Genomic DNA, 18,090 nt, shown 5'->3' with positions numbered 1-18,090 from the left:
TCAGGCGCTCTTGCGGCGCTGGCGCAGCACGACCGTGGGCGGCGCCCCGTCGACGACGGCCGCCCGCGTCACGACGACCTTCGCGACATCGTCGCTCGAGGGAATCTCGAACATGATCGGCCCGAGGACGTCCTCCAGGATCGCGCGCAACCCGCGGGCGCCCGTCTTGCGCAGCACCGCGAGGTCGGCGATCGCGCGGAGCGCCTCCTCGTCGAAGTCGAGCTCGACGCCGTCGTAGTCGAACATGCGCTGATACTGCTTCACGAGCGCGTTGCGGGGAACCGTCAGGATATCGACGAGCGCGTCCTGATCGAGCGGATCCACCGCCGCGATCACGGGCAGGCGGCCGATGAACTCGGGAATCAGGCCGAACTTGTGGAGGTCCTCCGGGAGCACCTCGGAGAAAAGCGCGTCGTTGTCGCGCTTGGACTGCAGCGGCGCGCCGAAGCCGACGCCCGCGCGCCCGACGCGCGAGGACACGATGTCCTCCAGCCCCGCGAACGCCCCCGCAACGATGAACAGCACGTTCGTCGTGTCGATCTGGATGAACTCCTGGTGCGGGTGCTTCCGCCCGCCCTGCGGCGGCACCGAGGCGGTCGCGCCCTCGAGGATCTTCAGGAGGGCCTGCTGCACGCCCTCGCCCGACACGTCGCGCGTGATCGACGGATTCTCGGCCTTCCGCGCGATCTTGTCGACCTCGTCGATGTAGATGATGCCCTGCTCGGCGCGCGCGACGTCGTAGTCGGCGGCCTGCAGGAGCTTGAGGAGGATGTTCTCCACGTCCTCGCCGACGTAGCCCGCCTCGGTCAGGGCCGTGGCGTCGGCGACCGCGAACGGGACATTCAGGCGCTTGGCGAGGGTCTGCGCGAGGTAGGTCTTGCCCGAGCCGGTGGGCCCGAGCATGAGGATGTTGCTCTTGGCGATCTCGACGTCCTCGGCTTTTTCGTCGGCCGACTTGATCTCGCCCGTGGCGCGCACGCGCTTGTAGTGGTTGTAGACCGCGACCGACAGCGCGCGCTTCGCGCCGTCCTGCCCGACCACAAACTCGTCGAGGAAGGCGAAGATCTCGCGCGGCTTCGGCAGGTCGAACTCGCTGACCTCGCCCTCGCCGGCCGACTCGGCCATGCGCTCCTCGATGATCTCGTTGCACAGCTCGACGCACTCGTCGCAGATGTACACGCCGGGACCCGCGATGAGCTGCTGCACCTGCTTCTGGCTCTTGCCGCAGAACGAGCACTTGAACAGGTCGGCGCTTTCGCCGATACGGGCCATGCGATCACTCCTTACGAGGTCTGGTCGCGGTGTTCTCTCACAGGCTAGTCGAGGCCGCCGACATTCGATCGCAGGGCCCGCCGCCTGCGCGCCGCGGAGACGACTCGGCCCCGCCGGCGGTCGCCTGCGGGGCCGAGTCGTCGGGCATCGATCAGGCCGACTGCCCGCGCTTGCGGGTCGTCAGGACCTGGTCGACGAGACCGTACTCGACGGCCTCGGCCGCGCCGAGGATCTTGTCGCGGTCGATGTCCTTGTGCACCTGCTCCGCCGTGCGGTTGGTGTGCTTCGCCATCGTCTCCTCAAGCCACGTGCGCATGCGCATGATCTCGGCCGCCTGGATCTCGATGTCGGAGGCCTGGCCGCCGCCCTGGCCGACGGCCGGCTGGTGCATCAGCACGCGGGCGTTCGGCAGCGCGAGGCGCTTGCCGGGCGCACCGGCCGCGAGCAGGACCGACGCCGCCGACGCGGCCTGGCCGAGCACGACGGTCTGGATCTCCGGCGAGATGTACTGCATCGTGTCGTAGATCGCCGTCATGGCCGTGAACGAGCCGCCGGGCGAGTTGATGTACATGATGATGTCGCGGTCGGGATCCTGGCTCTCGAGCACGAGGAGCTGCGCCATGACGTCGTCGGCCGACGCGTCGTCGACCTGCACGCCGAGGAAGATGACGCGGTCCTCGAAGAGCTTGTTATAGGGATCCTGCCGCTTGAAGCCGTAGGCCGTGCGCTCCTCGAACTGCGGGAGGATGTAGCGGCTCGACGGGGCCTGGAGACCCTGGGGTGCGGGGGTGTACGGAGTGTGCATCGTCGAAATGTCCTTACTCGCTCAGTTCGCGTCGCGGTCCGTGCCGCCGCCGCCCGTGACGTCGGTCGCGCTCTCGCGGATGTGGTCCACGAAGCCGTACTCGAGCGCCTCTTCGGCCGTGAACCAGTGGTCCCGGTCGCCGTCGGCGTTGATCTGCTCGACGGTCTTGCCCGTCTGCCCGGCCGTGATCGCGGCGAGGCGGTTCTTCATCGAGACGATGAGCTCGGCCTGCGTCTGGATGTCGCTGGCCGTGCCGCCGAAGCCGCCGTGGGGCTGGTGCAGCAGGACGCGCGCGTTGGGCGTGATGTATCGCTTGCCCTTCGTGCCGCTCGTGAGCAGCAGCTGGCCCATCGAGGCGGCCATGCCGATCCCGACCGTGACGATGTCGTTCGGCACGAACTGCATCGTGTCGTAGATCGCCATGCCGGCCGTGATCGAGCCGCCGGGCGAGTTGATGTAGAGGTAGATGTCCTTGTGGGGATCCTCCGCGGCGAGAAGCAGGATCTTCGCGCAGATCTCGTTCGCGTTCTCGTCGCGCACCTCTGACCCCAGCCAGATGATGCGGTCCTTCAGCAGCTGGTCGAAGACACTCTGTGCCATCAGCGGTTCGGGCATTCTCACTCCATTCAGGTGTGCGTTGCTTTGACACTACCGGCGCGGAAACGGGCGGATCCCCGTGTTCGCCGTGGGCATACGGCAGGCGCGCCGACACGCGCGAAGCGGGGCCCGGCGACGTATCGCCGGGCCCCGCTTCGCGCGCGCAGAGACCGGGTTACTTGGCCTCGTCGGCCTCGGTCTCGTCGCCCTCGGCGTCGTCCTCGTCGGCCGTCGCGACGAAGCCCTCGAGGTCCACGGCGTCGCCGTTCGAGTCGACGACGCTCGCCTTGCCGAGCACGAGCGCGATCGCCTTGTTGCGCGCGACGTCGCCCATGATCGACTGGAGCTGGCCGCCCTGCTGGAGCGCCTGGATGAAGTCCTGCGGGCTCATCCCGTACTGGCCCGAGGCCTGGATGAGGTACTGCGTGAACTCCTCCTGCGAGACCTGCACGTCGAGGTCCTGCGCGATGCGGTCGAACAGGAGCTGCGTGCGGAACTGCTTCTCGCTCGCTTCCGTGACCTCGGCGCGGTGCTCGTCGTCCTCGAGGCGGTTCTCCTGCTCGAGGTGGCGGTGCACCTCCTCCTCGATGACGCTCGCCGGGACGGGAAGCTCGACCGCGCCCAGCAGCTGCTCGACGAGCGCGTCGCGCGCCGCCTGCCCCTGCGAGAACGTGCTCTTCTGCTTCGCCTGGTCGGCCAGCGACTCGCGCAGCTCCGCGAGCGTGTCGAACTCGCTCGCCATCTGGGCGAAGTCGTCGTCGGCCTCGGGGAGTTCGCGCTCCTTGACGGCCTTGACCGTGACGTGGACCTCGGCCTCCTCGCCGGCGCGCTCGCCGCCGACGAGCTTCGAGCGGAACGTCGTGTCCTCGCCCGCGGTCAGCGAGTCGATCGCGTCGTCGGTGCCCTCGAGCAGCTCGCCCGAGCCGAGCTCGTAGGACACGCCCTCGGCGCGGTCGATCTCGTCGTCGCCGATCGTGGCGACAAGGTCCAGCTCGACGAAGTCGCCCTTCGCGGCCGGGCGGTCGACGGGGACGAGCGTGCCGAAGCGCGCGCGGAGCTCCTCGAGCTCGGCGTCGATCGCGGCGTCGTCGACCTCGATCGCGTCGACCGTGACCGAGAGGTTCTCCAGGTCGGGCACCTCGAACTCGGGCGCCACGTCGACCTCGATGTCGACCTCGAGGTCGCCCGAGAAGTCCTTCTCGGCCGGCCACTGCGTGATGTCCGCCTGCGGGCGGCCGAGGATCTGGAGCTCGTTCGAGACGACGGCCTCGCGGAAGAAGCCGTCGAGGCCCTCGTTCACGGCGTGCTCGATGACGGCGCCGCGGCCGATGCGCTGGTCGATGATCGGCGCGGGCACCTTGCCCTTGCGGAAGCCGGGGATCTCGACGTCCTTGGCGATGTGCTCGTAGGCGTGGTCGATGCTCGGCTTGAGCTCCTCCGGGGTGACCGTGATGTGGAGCTTGACCCGCGTGGGCCCGAGCTTCTCGACGGTGGTGTTCACCATGCTGATTCGCTTCTCCTTGTTGCGACACCCGCGCGGCTGGTCTGCGTGTGCGGGCTAGGTCTGGGGTGGGCCGGACGTCGGGGCGACAGGATTTGAACCTGCGACTTCCCGCTCCCAAAGCGGGCGCTCTACCAAGCTGAGCTACGCCCCGCGAATTCCGCGACATTCGGGAACACGAAACGGCCTCGTCGAGTCTAGCCGACGCGAGGCGCGGATCCTCACAGCTCGCGGGGCGCGCGGGTGCGCCGGTCGTCCGGAGAAACCGCGCGCAAAGAAACGTGGAGGGGATGACGGGAATCGAACCCGCGTGACCAGTTTGGAAGACTGGGGCTCTACCATTGAGCTACATCCCCGTGATCGCCCGCAGGCGACCCGATCCACTCTAGCGGATCCCCCGGGGTGTTCCCGCCCCGGGCCGACACCCGGGCGCGTCAGAGGCTATCGGCGTGCCGCTCGGCGTGCGCGAGATACCGCTCCGCATTTGCGCGGAGGCCCGCGATCTCCTCCGCGGTCAGCGGACGGCGCACGCGCGCCGGGACGCCCGCCACGAGCGAGCGCGCGGGGATCTCTGCGCCCTCGAGCACGACCGCGCCGGCCGCAACGAGGCACTCCTCGCCCACGACGGCGCCGGACAGAACCACGGCGCCCATGCCGACGAGCGTGCCGTCCCCGATCGTGCACCCGTGCACGACCGCGCCGTGCCCGATCGAGACGCCGCTCCCCACCACCGCGGGATGCGCGGCGTCGGTATGAATTGTCACGTTGTCCTGCACGTTGCTGCGCGCCCCGACTCGGATCGGCGAGGCGTCGCCGCGAAGCACCGCATTCATCCACACGCTCGCGCGGTCCGCGATCGCGACGTCGCCGACGAGGCGCGCCCCCTCGGCGACGAACGCCGTGTCCGCAATCTCGGGGCGCGCGCCGCCCAGCGCGCGAATGGTCGCGCTCGAAGAGATCGTCATGAGCCGAAGCTTAGCCACCGGGACCCCGGGCCCCCGGTGGCGGGGTGCGAGACGTGCGCCCGGCGGATCGACTTAGGCAAGGCTCACATTTCCCAGATCACGCATCATTTCAGCCCAGGCTCCCCTTGCTTGCGCGGAATACGGATCCGAGTAGCGTTGTTGTCATCAACGCGGGAGCACCCTCCCGCCACCCAGATGAGAAGGGGATTCGCATGAGCAACAAGACCATTGCTACGACCGCAGCCGACCCGACCGTGGCCGCCGCCGCGAGCCAGTTCCTCTCCCCCGTCGTCCTGGGCCTCCAGGCCCTCACCGTCAACGGCAAGCAGGCGCACTGGCACGTGCGCGGCGCGAACTTCATCGGCGTGCACGAGTTCCTCGACACGCTCGTCGAGCACGTCGGCGGCTGGGCCGACGAGGCCGCCGAGCGGATCGTCGCCCTCGGCCTCCCGATCGACGCGCGACTCGAGAAGATCGCCGACACCGTTCCCGCCACGGGCGCTCCCGCGGGCTTCGCGCAGTCGGACGCCGTGATCGCCGGCATCGTCGGCGACATCGACGCCGTGATCGCGAACCTCGACGCGGCGATCGACGGCCTCGACGAGATCGACCTCACGAGCCAGGACGTCGCGATCGGCATCAAGGCCGGCCTCGAGAAGGACCGATGGTTCCTCGTGGCCCACGTCGCCGAGTAAGACGCACGGCCCACAGCGCGCCCCGCCGACTCCGGCGGGGCGCGCTGGCGTCTGCGGGGGCGGCGGTGCCAGACTGGGCGCGTGGCCGACGACGACACGCATCCGTCCTCCTTCCCCGGGGGCACCTCGCTCAGCCTGCTCGAGGTCTACAACGACGCCGCGGGCGACGGCCTGGCCGGCGGAAGCCCCCACATGCACCTCGTCTCGACGGAGGCGTACATCGTCACGGGCGGGCGGGGCGTGCTGCAGAGCCTCGACCGGTCCGGGTTCCGGGAGACGCCCCTCGCCGCCGGATCCGTCGTCTGGTTCACCCCCGGCACGATCCACCGCGCCGTCAACCACGGCGCGCTCACGGCCGTCGTGCTCATGTCGAACGCGGGGCTGCCCGAGGCCGGCGACGCCGTCATGACATTCCCCGACGCCCACCTCGCGAGCGCGGCGGCCTACGCCGAGGCGGCCGCGATCGACCGACCGGGGTCGGACCCGCGCGCGCTCGCCCAGGCGCGTCGCGACCTCGCCGTCGCGGGTTTTCTCGAGCTGAAGACGGCCGCCGAGGCGGGGGACGACGCGCCGCTGACGGCGTTCTTCGACCGCGCCGCCGGCCTCGTCGCCGGCCGCGCGCCGGGGTGGCGCGGCCTGATCGAGCGCGGCCCGCTCGATCAGGCGCGCGCCAGCGTCGAGGTCGCGACGCGCCTCGCCGCGGGCGACGCCGCGCACCTCGCGCACGGCGGGATCCAGCGGCCGCGCCCCTCCGGGGGAGCCATCCGGCTCGGGATGTGCGGGCACCTCACGACGTTCGACGTCGCGGAGGGCCCCGTCACACCGCGTGCGTGACCCGGCCTCCCAGCAGGGTCGCCTGCACGGGCATCTCCCGCAACGACGCGGCGTTCTGGCACCGGAGCGGATCCGCCGACACGACCGCGAGATCCGCCGCGTGGCCGGGGAGGATCACCTGCGGATCCGCGGATCCGCCCGCCGTCGACGCGGCGAGCGCCGTGCGGATGTCGAGCGCCTGCTCCGGGCGCCACGGCGCGCGCTCGTCGTTTGTCCGGAACACCGCCGCGGCCATCTGTGCCCAGGGGTCGAGCGGGGACACGGGCGCGTCGGACCCGAAGAGGAGGTTGGCGCCGTGCGCCGCGAGCGCGGCGAGCGGATACGGCGTCGCGTGCTGGCCCGACCAGTACGCGTCCGTGAGGTCGCGGTCGTCCACGAGATGCTGCGGCTGGACGCTGGCGTCGACGCCGAGGCGCGAGAAGCGCGGCACGTCCGCGGCCGCAAGAAGCTGCGCGTGCTCGATGCGCCCGGGGAGGTCCGCACGGGCGAACGCGTCGAGCGCCGCGGCGTTCGCCGCGTCCCCGATCGCGTGAATCGTCGTCGCGATGCCGGCCGTCGCCGCGCGCGCGACCAGCTCGACCATGCGCTCCGGGTCCGTTCCCAGGGCGCCCCGATGGCCGGCGTGCCCGTCGTAGTCGACCGTTGTCGCCGCCGTGCGGCTCCCGAGCGCCCCGTCGCCGAACACCTTCAGCATGCCCATCCGCACGAGCGGGTTCGCCCCGAGCGGATCCCCCGTCGCCAGGCCCTCCGCGATCACCTGCTCCAGGTCGTCGGGGTACACGTTCGAGAACACGCGTAGCGCGTCCCACCCCGCGTCGGCGCGGCGGCGCCACGGGCCGTGGTTCTCGCCGAACTCGAGGTCCCAGATGCCCACGACGCCGCGCGCGGCCGCGGCGCGCGCGGCCCGGTCGTGGGCCGCGTCCGCCGCGGAGCCCGCGACGTCGTCGAGGTCGTCGATCAGGGCGAAGGCCGCCGCCTCCCGCACGAGGCCGTCGTGCGTCGGCTCCAGGCGCTCGCGCCGGAAGGCCGCGGTGTTCAGCCACACGGAGTGCACGTCGGAGCTGAGCAGGTAGGTCGGGACGTCGCCGGTGGCCGCGTCGAGGACCGCGCGCGTCGGCGCCGCCGCCCAGAGGCCGTCGCGCCAGTGGGTGAGCACGCGCCGCCCGTCCGCGCCCGGCGCGATGCCCGCGGCGAACCGCGCGGCCTCCTCGGGCGAGGCGGCGTGCTGGACCGAGGGGCGCGTCGTCGCGAGCGACCACTGCAGGAAATGGGTGTGGTGGTCCCAAAGGCCCGGCACGAGCCAGCCGCCGCCCGCGTCGAGGATCCGCCCCCGGCGCGGGAGCGCCCCCGCCGGGGCGATGTCCGCGATCGCGCCCGCCGCGAGCCACACGTCGAAGACCCCGTCGCGCTCGGCCTCGGGGTGCGCGAGCAGCTCGCGCCCCTCGCCCGCCACGCGCACGTTCGCGATGACGTCGATGCACTCGCCGATCATGGCTGTTCTCCCCTCACCGCTGGCACGTGGGGCACCAGTACAGCTTGCGCGCCTGCATCTCCTCGAGGACGATCTCCGTCCCGCACACCCGGCACGGCAAACCCGCGCGGTGGTACACCCAGTGGCGGTCGTCCCGCGAGGCCATCGCGGCGCGCCACTGAGCGCCCGAGAGGCCGTCCATCGTCATCATCTGGCCCGTCTCGACGCCGATCGCGAGGAGACGCGTCCAGTCGCGCCAGAGCTCGCGCACGAGCTCCTCGGGGATCCGCTTGCCCGGGGTGTGCGGGTCGAGGCGCGTGCGAAACAGCATCTCGGCGCGATAGACGTTGCCGATCCCGCTCACGACGGCCTGGTCCATGAGCAGCTGCCCGATGGCGACGCCGCGCCGGCGCACGGCGGCGACGAACCGCTCCTCGTTCTCCGCTGGGTCCCCAACGAGCGGATCCGGCCCGAGCCGGTCCGTGACCTCGCGCACCTCCTCGGGCGTCGCGACGACGCACGCCGTCGGGCCCCGGAGGTCCGCGCAGGTGAGGTCGGTGAGGAGGCGGGCGCGCACCTGCCCCACGACGAGCGGCGGCCACTCGGCCTCGCCCGCGTCCGCGAGGCCCCGCGTCTGCTCCGACATCCGCACGTGGCCGCGCGCCTTCCGCGGCGCGCCGATCGACGCGAGCGAGTTCTCGCCCGCGTCGTCGAGGATCCGTTCGGCGTCGGTCCCGCGCTGGTTCGTCTGCCCCATGCGGCCGTTCGCCGACGCGATCGTGGGGTCAACGAGAATCTCTCCCGCGAAGTCCCACGCGCCGTAGAGCCCGAGGTGGACGCGGAGCCACGTCTGGCCCGCAAACTCGAGGAACATCTGCTTCCCGACGGCGCGCGCGCCCGTCATCTCCCGTCCGTCGAGCGCGGCCGCGCCGTCGGCGAAGCGTCCCTGCGGGCTCGAGACGGCGACGGGTCTCCCGACGAAGTTCCGGGCGAACTGGCGTGCGATGCGGTGGACCGAATGCCCCTCGGGCATTCGTCAGGCCCTCTCGCGCGGCGCCGGGGTGTCGACCAGCTCGCCGGCGCGCTCGTACGCGCCGACCTGGGCGATGCGGCGCGCGTGGCGCTCCTCCCCCGAAAACGGCGTCTCGATGAAGCGGTCAATGAACCGGGCCGCCTCCTCGAAGGTGTGCTGGCGGGCGCCGATCGAGATCACGTTGGCGTCGTTGTGCTCGCGCGCGAGCTCGGCGGTCGACAGGTTCCACACGAGCGCCGCGCGCACCCCCTCGACCTTGTTCGCGGCGATCTGCTCGCCGTTGCCGGATCCGCCGAACACGACGCCGAGCGCCGCGCGCCCCGCCCGCTGGTCGGCGACGACCGCCGCCGCCGCGCGGACGCAGAAGGCCGGGTAGTCGTCGACCGGGTCGAAGTGGTCGGGGCCGTGATCGATGACGACGTGGCCGCGCGCCGCGAGGTGGTGCTGCAGCTGCGTCGAGAACTCGAGGCCGGCGTGATCGGTCGCGATGTGGATGCGCATGAGGACGATTCTTCCCTATCTCGGCCGGGTCACGGCGCGAGGCCCGCGGCGGCGGGGCGGAACCCGAGGCGAGCGTTCTCGCACTCGCCGGGGCGCGGGATGTCGTGCCACGGCCCGAGCCCCGTCACGTGCGGCCGCTCGGCCGCGGGCGTGCCGTGGATCCGCTCCTCGATGAGGTCGACGAGCCCCGCGACGAAGGCGGGGTGCACGCCGGGGGTGGCGGGCCGGGCAAAGGCCAGGCCCGCGTCCGCGGCCGACTGGCGCGCCTCGTTGTCGAGGTCCCAGAGCACCTCCATGTGGTCGCTGACGAAGCCGAGCGGCACGACCGCGACCGCGCGGACGCCCTCGTCCGGGAGCGCCGCGATGACGTCGTTCACGTCGGGCTCGAGCCACGGCTGCGACGGCGGGCCCGAACGCGACTGGAAGACGAGCGACCAATCAGCATCCGCGGCCGCGGGGACCGTGCGGCGCACCTCGCCCATGACGTACTCGGCGACCGCCCGGTGCTGCGCCGCGTACGCGCCGCCCTCGCCGAAGTCGCGATCGCGCGGCCCGGAGCGCTCCGCGTCGCCCGTCGGAATCGAGTGGGTCGAGAACAGCACCCGGATCTCCGACGGCGCGTACCCGCCGTCCAGCCACCCCGTCACGGCCGACGTGACGCCCTCGACAAACGGCGTGACGAATCCCGGGTGGTCGAAGAACAGGCGCACCTTGTCGATCGTCATCGGATCCGCCCCCGTCCCGAGCCCCGTGCCACCGTCGGCTGCGGGCCCGAGGATCCGGGCGAAGTCCTCGCGATACTGCCGCTCGCTCGAATACGAGCTGTAGGCGCTCGTCGCGACGGCGAGCATGGTGCGACGCCCGTCCGCGTAGGCGCGCGTGATCGCGTCCTCCATCATCGGGTGCCAGTTTCGGTTACCCCAGTACACGGGCAGGTCGTGGCCGCGGCGGGTGAGCTCGGCCTCGAGGGCGGCGAGCAGCTCGCGGTTCTGCCCGTTGATCGGGCTGACGCCGCCGAACGAGCGGTAGTGCGTCGCGACCTCCTCCAGGCGCTCATCCGGGATCCCGCGACCGCGCGTGACGTTCCGCAGGAAGGGAATCACGTCCTCCTGCGCCTCCGGCCCCCCGAAGCTCGCGAGCAGGATCGCGTCGTACGCGGTCGGGGTTTCGACGAAGGCGGGGCCCGATTTCGCCGCCGTCGAGGCGTAGAGAACGGCCGGATCCTGTGCTTCCGTGGAAGGAGCGTCGACGTTTTTCACCCCGACATTTTCTCACCGATCCGCCGGGGCGCTCATCCTCGTCACGGATCGGCGACGTAGGCTGTACCAGTTGCTCGCCGCGCACAACGCGCGCGGGCGGATCCCCGACGAACCCATGGGAGCAGCCACAGTGCCTGGAGAGAACCTCACCCGCGTCGAGGCGGAAGAGCGCCGCGCGATCGTCGAGACCCACGCCTACGAGGTCGCGCTCGACCTGACCAAGGGCGAGGAGGTGTTCGGATCGCGCAGCGTCGTGCGGTTCAGCGCCACGCCCGGTGCGAACACGTTCATCGACCTCATCGCGCGCGACGTGCGGGAGGTCACGCTCAACGGCCGCGAGCTCGAGCCGTCCGAGCTCTGCGCGGACTCGCGCGTGCTGCTGGCGGATCTCGAGGCGGACAACGAGCTCGTCATCGACGCCGACTGCGAGTACACGAACACGGGCGAGGGCCTGCACCGCTTCGTCGACCCCGTGGACGGCGAGGTCTACCTCTACACGCAGTTCGAGGTGCCGGACTCCCGCCGCGTGTTCGCCGTGTTCGAGCAGCCCGACCTCAAGGCGACGTTCCAGTTCACGGTGACGGCGCCGCGCGAGTGGAAGGTCGTCTCGAACCAGCCGACGCCCGAGCCCATCCCCCACGAGGAGGGCGGATCAGCGACCTGGGGCTTCGAGCCGACCCCGCGGATCTCCTCCTACATCACGGCGCTCGTCGCCGGCCCGTACGAGGAAGTGCGCGACGAGCTCGTCAACAGCGAGGGGCGCACGATCCCCCTCGGCGTCTTTGCGCGCAAGAGCCTGTGGGCCGACATGGACGCCGAGTACATCTTCGAGAAGACGAAGCAGGGCTTCGCCTACTACGAGGAGAAGTTCGGCGTGTCCTACCCCTTCGCGAAGTACGACCAGCTCTTCGTCCCCGAGTTCAACGCCGGCGCGATGGAGAACGCGGGCTGCGTGACGTTCACCGAAACGTACGTGTTCCGGAGCAAGGTCACGGACGCCGTCAAGGAGCGCCGCGTCGTGACGATCCTCCACGAGCTCGCCCACATGTGGTTCGGCGACCTCGTGACCATGAAGTGGTGGAACGACCTCTGGCTGAACGAGTCGTTCGCGGAGTGGGCCTCCACGATCGCAACCGCCGAGGCCACGGAGTGGACCGAGGCCTGGACGACGTTCAACGCGATGGAGAAGACCTGGGCGTACCGCCAGGACCAGCTCCCGTCGACGCACCCGATCGTCGCGGAGATCTCGGACCTCGAGGACGTGCAGGTCAACTTCGACGGCATCACCTACGCCAAGGGCGGATCCGTTCTCAAGCAGCTGGCCGCCTACGTCGGCATCGAGGAGTTCTTCCAGGGCGTCGGCGCCTACTTCCGCGCCCACGCGTACCAGAACACGACCCTCAGCGACCTCCTCGTTGAGCTGGAGCGCACGAGCGGCCGCGACCTGTCCGAGTGGACGGCCAAGTGGCTGGAGACGGCCGGGGTCAACACCCTCTCGCCCGTGATCGACGACGACGTCGACGGCGTCATCACCCGGTTCGCGGTCATGCAGACGGCACCGTCGGACTACCCCACGATCCGCCCCCACCGCCTCGGGATCGGCTTCTACGACCTGCGCGGCGGCGCCCTCGTGCGCGTCCATGACGTCGAGGTCGACGTCGCGGGCGACCTCACGGAGATTCCCGCGCTCAAGGGCGTCCGGCGCCCCGCGCTCGTCCTGCTGAACGACCGCGACCTCGCGTACGCCAAGATCCGCCTCGACGACGCCAGCCGCGCGACGGCGATCGCGCACCTCGCGGACATCGCGGATCCGCTCGCGCGCTCCCTCGTGTGGGGCGCCGCCTGGGACATGACGCGCGACGGCGAGATGGCCGCCCGCGACTACATCGACCTGGTGCTCGGCAACATCGGATCCGAGACCGAGTCGACGACGGTGCGCACGACGCTCGCGCAGGTGCGCCTCGCGGCGAACGCGTACGTATCGCCCGCGTCCCGCGACGCGCAGCGCGCCCGCGTGGCCGACGGCCTCTGGGACCTCCTGGCGGCCGCCGACGCCTCCAGCGACATCCAGCTTCAGCTGGCGACCGCGTTCGCACAGGCCGCGTCGACGCCCGCCCACGCGGAGCGGCTCGCCGGCCTCCGCGACGGATCCGCGCCTCTTCCGGGACTCGAGATCGACGCCGACCTGTCCTGGCAGCTGCTCGTCGGGCTCGCCGCGACCGGGGCCGTCTCCCCCGACGACATCGACGCCGCGCTCGCGGCGGACAACACCTCGAAGGGCGGCGAGTTCGCCGCGCAGGCGCGCGCGGCGCTGCCGGGCGCGGAGAACAAGCGCGCCGCGTGGGCGTCGCTCATCGAGCGCGACGAGCTCCCCAACACGGTGGTGCGCTCGGCCGCCGCGGGGTTCACGCACCCCGCGACGCGGGACGACCTGACGGGCTTCGTCGACGACTACTTCGGCATGCTGCGCGGGATCTGGCGCGAGCGCACGTTCCAGATCGCGTCCTACCTCATCGAGCTGCTCTACCCGGCGCCGCTCGCGAACGCGGAGCTGCGCGACGCGACGCGCGCGTGGCTGCGCGACAACACCGACGCACCGGCCGCGCTGCGCCGCATCGTCGCCGAGAATCTCGCGGGCGTGGAGCGCGCGCTCACGGCGCAGTCGCGCGACGCCGAGGCCGACGACGTCGCCTGATGGTCGAGATCTCGGGCGTCGGCGCGCCGGCGTCGTTCTATGACGAGGTGGGCGGGCGCGAGACGTTCGCCCGCCTCGTGCACGTCTTCTACCGCGAGGTGGCGGCCGACGAGGTGCTCGCCCCGATGTATCCCGAGGAGGACCTCGGCCCGGCCGAGGAGCGCCTCCTGCTCTTCCTCGAGCAGTACTGGGGCGGCCCGACGACCTACAGCGAGACGCGCGGCCATCCGCGCCTGCGCATGCGGCACATGCCCTTCCGGGTCAACCCCGACGCGCGCGATCGGTGGCTCGCGTGCATGCGCACGGCGGTGGACGAGCTGGGCCTCGCGCCCGTGCACGAGGCCACCCTCTGGGACTACCTCGAGCGCGCCGCCTACGCGATGGTCAACACCTTCGAGCGCTGACGCTCGGGCCTACGCCCCACCCGTCGGCCGCACCGCGGTGAGGCCGGTGGCGGCGGGCCCACGCGACAGGATGTGCCCGCGCTCGAGCGACAGGCGCGTCCACCGACCGGAGCGCCGCACCGTCGCGGCCTCCTCGCCGCCGATGAACCCGAACGCGAAGGCCGCGAACGCGACCCCGAGCGGGAGACCGTCGAGGTCGGGATCCGGCTGCCCCCACACGGCTCCCCGCACGGCGCGCACGGCGTCCTCCCCCGCGTCCGTCGGCACCTGGTGCGCGACGGCCGCGATGCCCCACTGCGCCCGCGCCGCGAGCGTCGCGGCGGGAATCTGGCCGGCCGGCTCCCAGCCCGCGCGCGGCGGCGCCACCCCGGCCCAGGCCGGGGACAGGGCCTGGTCGGGCAGCGCGAGCGCCTCGGGGTCCTCGCTCGCGGCAAGCTGGTCGACCACGACATCGCACTCGAGTTCCGGATCCGCGGACACGACGCGCATCGCGAGGACCGTCGGGGTCCGATCGAGCAGGCCCTGCGGGGCCAGCGCGGCCGCTGTCATCACCAGGACGCCGCGGTCGGCCTGCAGCCGCACGCCATCGGAACCGGCGCGCGCGGCGCGGCCGGCGAAGGTCAGCGCGTCGGACGCAGTGGGCGCGTCCGCCAGAATCAGTCGCTCGCTCATCCTCCCTAGACTAGGACGGGCGGCTGAGCACGGTCCGCGTGCGCCGCCGAGGAGGATCCGTGAGCGTCATCGACATCCCGAACGACCCCGTCGACGTCCTGCGCGCCGTGCTCGATCTCGAGCGACCGGGCGCGCAGACGGGCGAGGAGATCTTCGTCGGGCGCTCCCACCCGATGCCGTCCGGCCGCGTGTTCGGGGGCCAAGTCGTCGCGCAATGCGTCGTGGCCGCGACGGCGACGGTCGGGCCCGACCGCGCGCCGCACTCCCTGCATGGGTACTTCCTGCGCCCGGGCGACGTCGACGAGCCGATCACGCTCGCGGTGGAGCGAATCCACGACGGCCGCTCGTTCGCCCGCCGGCGCGTGCAGGCCTACCAGCGCGGCGAGCCGATCTTCAGCGCCATCGCGTCGTTCCAGGACCACGACCCCGGCATGGAGCACCAGATGCCCATGCCCGAGGTGCCGGCCCCCGAGGAGGTCGCCTCGGCCGAGGAGGAGCTGGGGGGCGCGTTCGCGCTCCTGCGCCACAGCCCGATCGAGGCCCGCCACGTGCACGGCGGCATCTACCTCGAGGTACCCGACGCGCGCGCCACGCAGGCGACCTGGCTGCGGATCCGCTCGCGACTCGACGACGACCCGGCGCTGCACCGCGCCGCCCTCGCGTACATGAGCGACTTCACGATCCAGGAGCCGACGCTGCGTGCGAACGGCGTGTCGTGGCGCACGAAGGGCCTGCGCTCGGCCAGCCTCGACCACGCGATCTGGTGGCACCGCGACGCGCGCGCCGACGAGTGGCTGCTCTACGTCGCCGAGTCGCCGACCTCGCGCGGCGGGCGCGGCATGAACACGGGGCGGATCTATACGCGCGGCGGCGAGCTGGTCGCGAGCGTCGCGCAGGAGATCATGGCGCGCACGCCCGCGTTCAACTGAGGGCGGCTACGCCGCCTGCGACGCCTTGAGGTCGGCCTCGAGCGCGACCCAGGCGAGCATCGCGCACTTGACGCGCATGACGTACTTCGCGGTGTTCTGGAAGGCGGCCGCATCGCCCAGGCGGTCGGACGGCTCGAACTTTCCGCGCGACCGCATCATCTCGCGGAACTCCTCGATCGTCGCGAGCGCCTCGTCCCGCGTGGCGCCGCCCAGCAGGTCGCTCATGATCGACGCGGACGACATCGAGATGCTGCACCCCTGGCCGTCCCACGCGAGGCCCGAGATCTCCCCGTCCGTCACGGTGATGCCCAGGGTGATCTCGTCGCCGCAGGACGGGTTCAGCTCGTGGTGCGTGAAGGGGTGCGCGGTCGGGTCGCCCTTGCCCTCGGGCGTCTTCGCGTGATCGAGGATCAGCTCCTGGTACATGGCTTCGAGACCGCTCATGCGCTCACTCCAAAGAACGTGCGGACGCCGGAGAGCGCCTCGCGGAATTGCTCGACCTCGTCGAGAGTCGTGTACACGCCGGCGCTCGCGCGCGTGGTCGCCGCGACGCCGAGCACCCGATGCAGCGGCTGGGCGCAGTGGTGGCCCGTGCGCACCGTCACGCCGCGGTCGTCGAGGAACTGCCCGACGTCGTGCGCGTGCACGCCGTCCACGATCACGCTCGCGAGCGCGGCGCGCTCGGCGCCCGCCTGCGGTCCGACCAGGCGCGCCCCGGGCACGGCAGCCACGGCCTCCGCGAGCGCCTGACCAATCTCGCGCTCGTGCGCCGCGACGGCCGCCATGCCGACGGCGAACAGGTAGTCCACGGCGGCGCCGAACGCCACCGCCTGGCTCACGGCCTGCGTCCCCGCCTCGAAGCGCTGGGGCGAGGGCAGGAACTCCGCCGACTCCAGCGTGACGACCGTGATGGCGGATCCGCCCGTGCGCGCCGGCGGGAGCGCGTCGAGGAGCTCCGCCCGGCCGTACAGCGCGCCGATTCCCGTCGGGCCCGCCATCTTGTGCGCGCTGAACGCCGCGAAGTCGACCCCGAGCGCCGCGAGATCCACCGGCAGGTGCGGGACGGACTGGCACGCGTCAAGGACCGTCAGCGCGCCAACCCCGCCCGCGATCTCCACGACGTCGGCGACGGGCGCGATGAGCCCCGTCACGTTCGAGACGTGCGCGAACGCGATCACCCGGGTCCGGGGCGTGACGACCTCGCGGAGGCCGTCGAGCGTCCAGAGGCCCGCCGCGTCCACGGGGACCACGACAAGCCGGGCGCCGGTCTTGGCGGCGAGGCGCTGCCACGGGATGAGGTTCGCGTGGTGCTCGGCGGCCGTGACGACGATCTCGTCGCCCTGGCCCAGCGCGAAGCGCGCATCGCCCAGGCCGGCCGACGCGTCGGCCATGCCGAGGGCCACGACGTTCAGCGCGTCGGTCGCGTTCTGGGTCCAGACGATCTCGCGCTCGCCCGCGCCGACGAAGCGCGCGACCTTCTCCCGGGCGTCCTCGAACGCCCACGTCGCCTCCCCCGTCGCCATGCTGGATCCGCGATGAACGGCCGCGTAGTCGCTCCGCACGAAGGCGCGCTCCGCCTCAATGACGGAATCCGGCCGCTGCGACGTGGCCGCCGTGTCGAGATAGGCGGTGCCGGGGTGGGCGGCGAAGAAAGGGAAATCCGCGCGGGCCGACGCGCCGGGGATGGGTGCCATGTAGTGCTCTCCGAAAGACAACGAGGTGCTGTCCTCCATCCTCTCGCACTCGCGGCGTGTAGGGGCCGGCCTCCGTCACCGCCGGGTGAAGCGGATCGGCTCCTCGACATACGGCTCCCACGCCCGGCGGGCGAGGGCGGGCAGACGCACGGGGCGCATCGTCTCCTCCGAGACCATGACGAGCGTCGTCGCCGCGCGCGCGGACGGCGCCGCATCCCCCGGCACGAACACCTCGTAGCAGAGCTCCGCGGAGGATCCCCCCAGCCGCGCGAACCACATCTGTACCTCGAGGGGGGCCTGCCGATAGGGGATCGGCGCGAGGTACTCGACCTCGTTGCGGGCGATCAGCGGCAACACGGGCGCGGAGCCATCGATGCGCAGCCCTTCGTCGAAAACCGCCGTCGGCAGGCTCTGTGAGCGCTGCTCGTGGAGCCAGAACGCGCGCACGCGCGCCTCCTCGAGGTGCTGCAGCAGGGTGACGTTGTTGACGTGCCCGAAGGCGTCCTGATCGCCCCATCGCAGGTAAATGGGCAGGTGAATCCGCGTCATCCGCGCCTCGCATCCTCACAATTGCGTAACATCCGGCGTCGCGCCGCGCGGCGCGCCATGTCGCAGATTACCGCGTCGATCCGCGGGCAGGAGCGACGATACCGCGGTGCGATATACGACGCCTGTCGTCGAACTTTCGCACCTGGGCGTCTGCTGTCGATACTCTTGGACTGTATGAAATGTTGACACGCAACTCGACATTTCCCTTCTGCCC

18 protein-coding genes and 2 tRNA genes are annotated in these 18,090 nt (G+C 71.6%); 5 read left to right on the top strand and 15 right to left on the bottom strand.

Going from position 1 to position 18,090, the window contains the following annotated elements; genetic code table 11:
• The 7 genes from clpX to GJQ66_RS05825 form a co-directional block, all read right to left on the bottom strand.
• Window positions 1-1,272 (bottom strand): ATP-dependent Clp protease ATP-binding subunit ClpX, encoded by a 1,272-nt coding sequence (gene clpX / locus GJQ66_RS05855; RefSeq protein WP_155048418.1) that lies wholly within the window; start codon window positions 1,270-1,272, stop codon window positions 1-3.
• Between the two features lie 151 nt (window positions 1,273-1,423).
• Entirely contained in the window at window positions 1,424-2,077 is a 654-nt protein-coding gene (locus tag GJQ66_RS05850; protein WP_155048417.1) for an ATP-dependent Clp protease proteolytic subunit, read from the bottom strand.
• 21 nt (window positions 2,078-2,098) lie between these two features.
• Window positions 2,099-2,692: an ATP-dependent Clp protease proteolytic subunit gene (locus GJQ66_RS05845; RefSeq protein ID WP_166317812.1), complete on the bottom strand. Its 594-nt coding sequence runs from the start codon at window positions 2,690-2,692 to the stop codon at window positions 2,099-2,101.
• A 157-nt stretch (window positions 2,693-2,849) separates the two neighbouring features.
• A complete protein-coding gene (gene tig / locus GJQ66_RS05840) occupies window positions 2,850-4,178 on the bottom strand; it encodes a trigger factor (RefSeq protein WP_155048415.1) in 1,329 nt (442 codons plus the stop codon).
• A gap of 77 nt (window positions 4,179-4,255) precedes the next feature.
• Window positions 4,256-4,329: transfer RNA gene (locus GJQ66_RS05835), tRNA-Pro, on the bottom strand.
• Window positions 4,330-4,457: 128 nt separating this feature from the next.
• Window positions 4,458-4,531, bottom strand: a tRNA-Gly gene (locus GJQ66_RS05830).
• Window positions 4,532-4,609: 78 nt separating this feature from the next.
• Entirely contained in the window at window positions 4,610-5,140 is a 531-nt protein-coding gene (locus GJQ66_RS05825) for a gamma carbonic anhydrase family protein (RefSeq protein WP_155048414.1), read from the bottom strand.
• Between the two features lie 212 nt (window positions 5,141-5,352).
• Here GJQ66_RS05825 and GJQ66_RS05820 point away from each other — a divergent pair, with 212 nt between their 5' ends.
• Window positions 5,353-5,835 (top strand): Dps family protein, encoded by a 483-nt coding sequence (locus GJQ66_RS05820; RefSeq protein ID WP_155048413.1) that lies wholly within the window; start codon window positions 5,353-5,355, stop codon window positions 5,833-5,835.
• 81 nt (window positions 5,836-5,916) lie between these two features.
• Window positions 5,917-6,669 carry a cupin domain-containing protein gene (locus tag GJQ66_RS05815; RefSeq protein WP_368732718.1) on the top strand — a complete coding sequence of 251 codons (753 nt, stop codon included), beginning with the start codon at window positions 5,917-5,919 and terminating at the stop codon, window positions 6,667-6,669.
• Here GJQ66_RS05815 and GJQ66_RS05810 read toward each other — a convergent pair.
• From GJQ66_RS05810 to GJQ66_RS05795, 4 genes are read right to left on the bottom strand one after another with little or no spacing between them, the layout of a single operon-like run.
• Window positions 6,653-8,161: an amidohydrolase gene (locus GJQ66_RS05810; protein WP_155048412.1), complete on the bottom strand. Its 1,509-nt coding sequence runs from the start codon at window positions 8,159-8,161 to the stop codon at window positions 6,653-6,655. The two genes, GJQ66_RS05815 and GJQ66_RS05810, sit on opposite strands and share 17 nt — an antisense overlap.
• Before the next feature lie 13 nt (window positions 8,162-8,174).
• Window positions 8,175-9,173 (bottom strand): Fpg/Nei family DNA glycosylase, encoded by a 999-nt coding sequence (locus tag GJQ66_RS05805; protein WP_155048411.1) that lies wholly within the window; start codon window positions 9,171-9,173, stop codon window positions 8,175-8,177.
• 3 nt (window positions 9,174-9,176) lie between these two features.
• Complete coding sequence (locus GJQ66_RS05800; protein ID WP_155048410.1) at window positions 9,177-9,674, bottom strand: ribose-5-phosphate isomerase; 498 nt, start codon at window positions 9,672-9,674, stop codon at window positions 9,177-9,179.
• Between the two features lie 29 nt (window positions 9,675-9,703).
• A complete protein-coding gene (locus GJQ66_RS05795) occupies window positions 9,704-10,933 on the bottom strand; it encodes a ferrochelatase (RefSeq protein WP_368732717.1) in 1,230 nt (409 codons plus the stop codon).
• 130 nt (window positions 10,934-11,063) lie between these two features.
• Here GJQ66_RS05795 and pepN point away from each other — a divergent pair, with 130 nt between their 5' ends.
• Together pepN and GJQ66_RS05785 are read left to right on the top strand one after the other, a co-directional pair.
• Window positions 11,064-13,628 carry an aminopeptidase N gene (gene pepN, locus GJQ66_RS05790; RefSeq protein WP_368732743.1) on the top strand — a complete coding sequence of 855 codons (2,565 nt, stop codon included), beginning with the start codon at window positions 11,064-11,066 and terminating at the stop codon, window positions 13,626-13,628.
• Entirely contained in the window at window positions 13,628-14,032 is a 405-nt protein-coding gene (locus GJQ66_RS05785) for a globin (protein ID WP_155048409.1), read from the top strand. Before pepN ends, GJQ66_RS05785 begins: the two co-directional genes overlap by 1 nt.
• 9 nt (window positions 14,033-14,041) lie before the next feature.
• On the opposite strand, the gene GJQ66_RS05780 is transcribed toward GJQ66_RS05785, so the two are convergent.
• The gene (locus tag GJQ66_RS05780) at window positions 14,042-14,704 is read right to left on the bottom strand and encodes a hypothetical protein (protein ID WP_155048408.1); all 663 of its coding nucleotides are present in this window, start codon (window positions 14,702-14,704) and stop codon (window positions 14,042-14,044) included.
• Window positions 14,705-14,772: 68 nt separating this feature from the next.
• On the opposite strand from GJQ66_RS05780, the gene GJQ66_RS05775 reads away from it, so the two are divergent.
• Window positions 14,773-15,633 (top strand): acyl-CoA thioesterase, encoded by an 861-nt coding sequence (locus GJQ66_RS05775; RefSeq protein WP_368732742.1) that lies wholly within the window; start codon window positions 14,773-14,775, stop codon window positions 15,631-15,633.
• Window positions 15,634-15,639: 6 nt separating this feature from the next.
• Here the strand turns inward: GJQ66_RS05775 and sufU are convergent, their stop codons facing one another.
• The 3 genes from sufU to GJQ66_RS05760 all read right to left on the bottom strand — a co-directional run bounded on the left by sufU (window position 15,640) and on the right by GJQ66_RS05760 (window position 17,876).
• On the bottom strand, window positions 15,640-16,077 hold the full coding sequence (gene sufU / locus GJQ66_RS05770) for a Fe-S cluster assembly sulfur transfer protein SufU (RefSeq protein WP_155048407.1): 438 nt from the start codon (window positions 16,075-16,077) through the stop codon (window positions 15,640-15,642).
• A complete protein-coding gene (locus GJQ66_RS05765; RefSeq protein WP_155048406.1) occupies window positions 16,074-17,327 on the bottom strand; it encodes an aminotransferase class V-fold PLP-dependent enzyme in 1,254 nt (417 codons plus the stop codon). The genes sufU and GJQ66_RS05765 overlap by 4 nt, the downstream gene beginning before the upstream one ends.
• A gap of 75 nt (window positions 17,328-17,402) precedes the next feature.
• Window positions 17,403-17,876 carry a thioesterase family protein gene (locus tag GJQ66_RS05760; RefSeq protein WP_155048405.1) on the bottom strand — a complete coding sequence of 158 codons (474 nt, stop codon included), beginning with the start codon at window positions 17,874-17,876 and terminating at the stop codon, window positions 17,403-17,405.
• Window positions 17,877-18,090 lie beyond the last annotated feature (214 nt).

Source organism: Microbacterium sp. ZXX196 (assembly GCF_009709595.1).
GTDB classification, from domain to species: domain Bacteria; phylum Actinomycetota; class Actinomycetes; order Actinomycetales; family Microbacteriaceae; genus Microbacterium; species Microbacterium excoecariae.
Note: the sequence above shows the minus strand (reverse complement) of the source record. Positions and strands in the feature narration are given on the sequence as shown.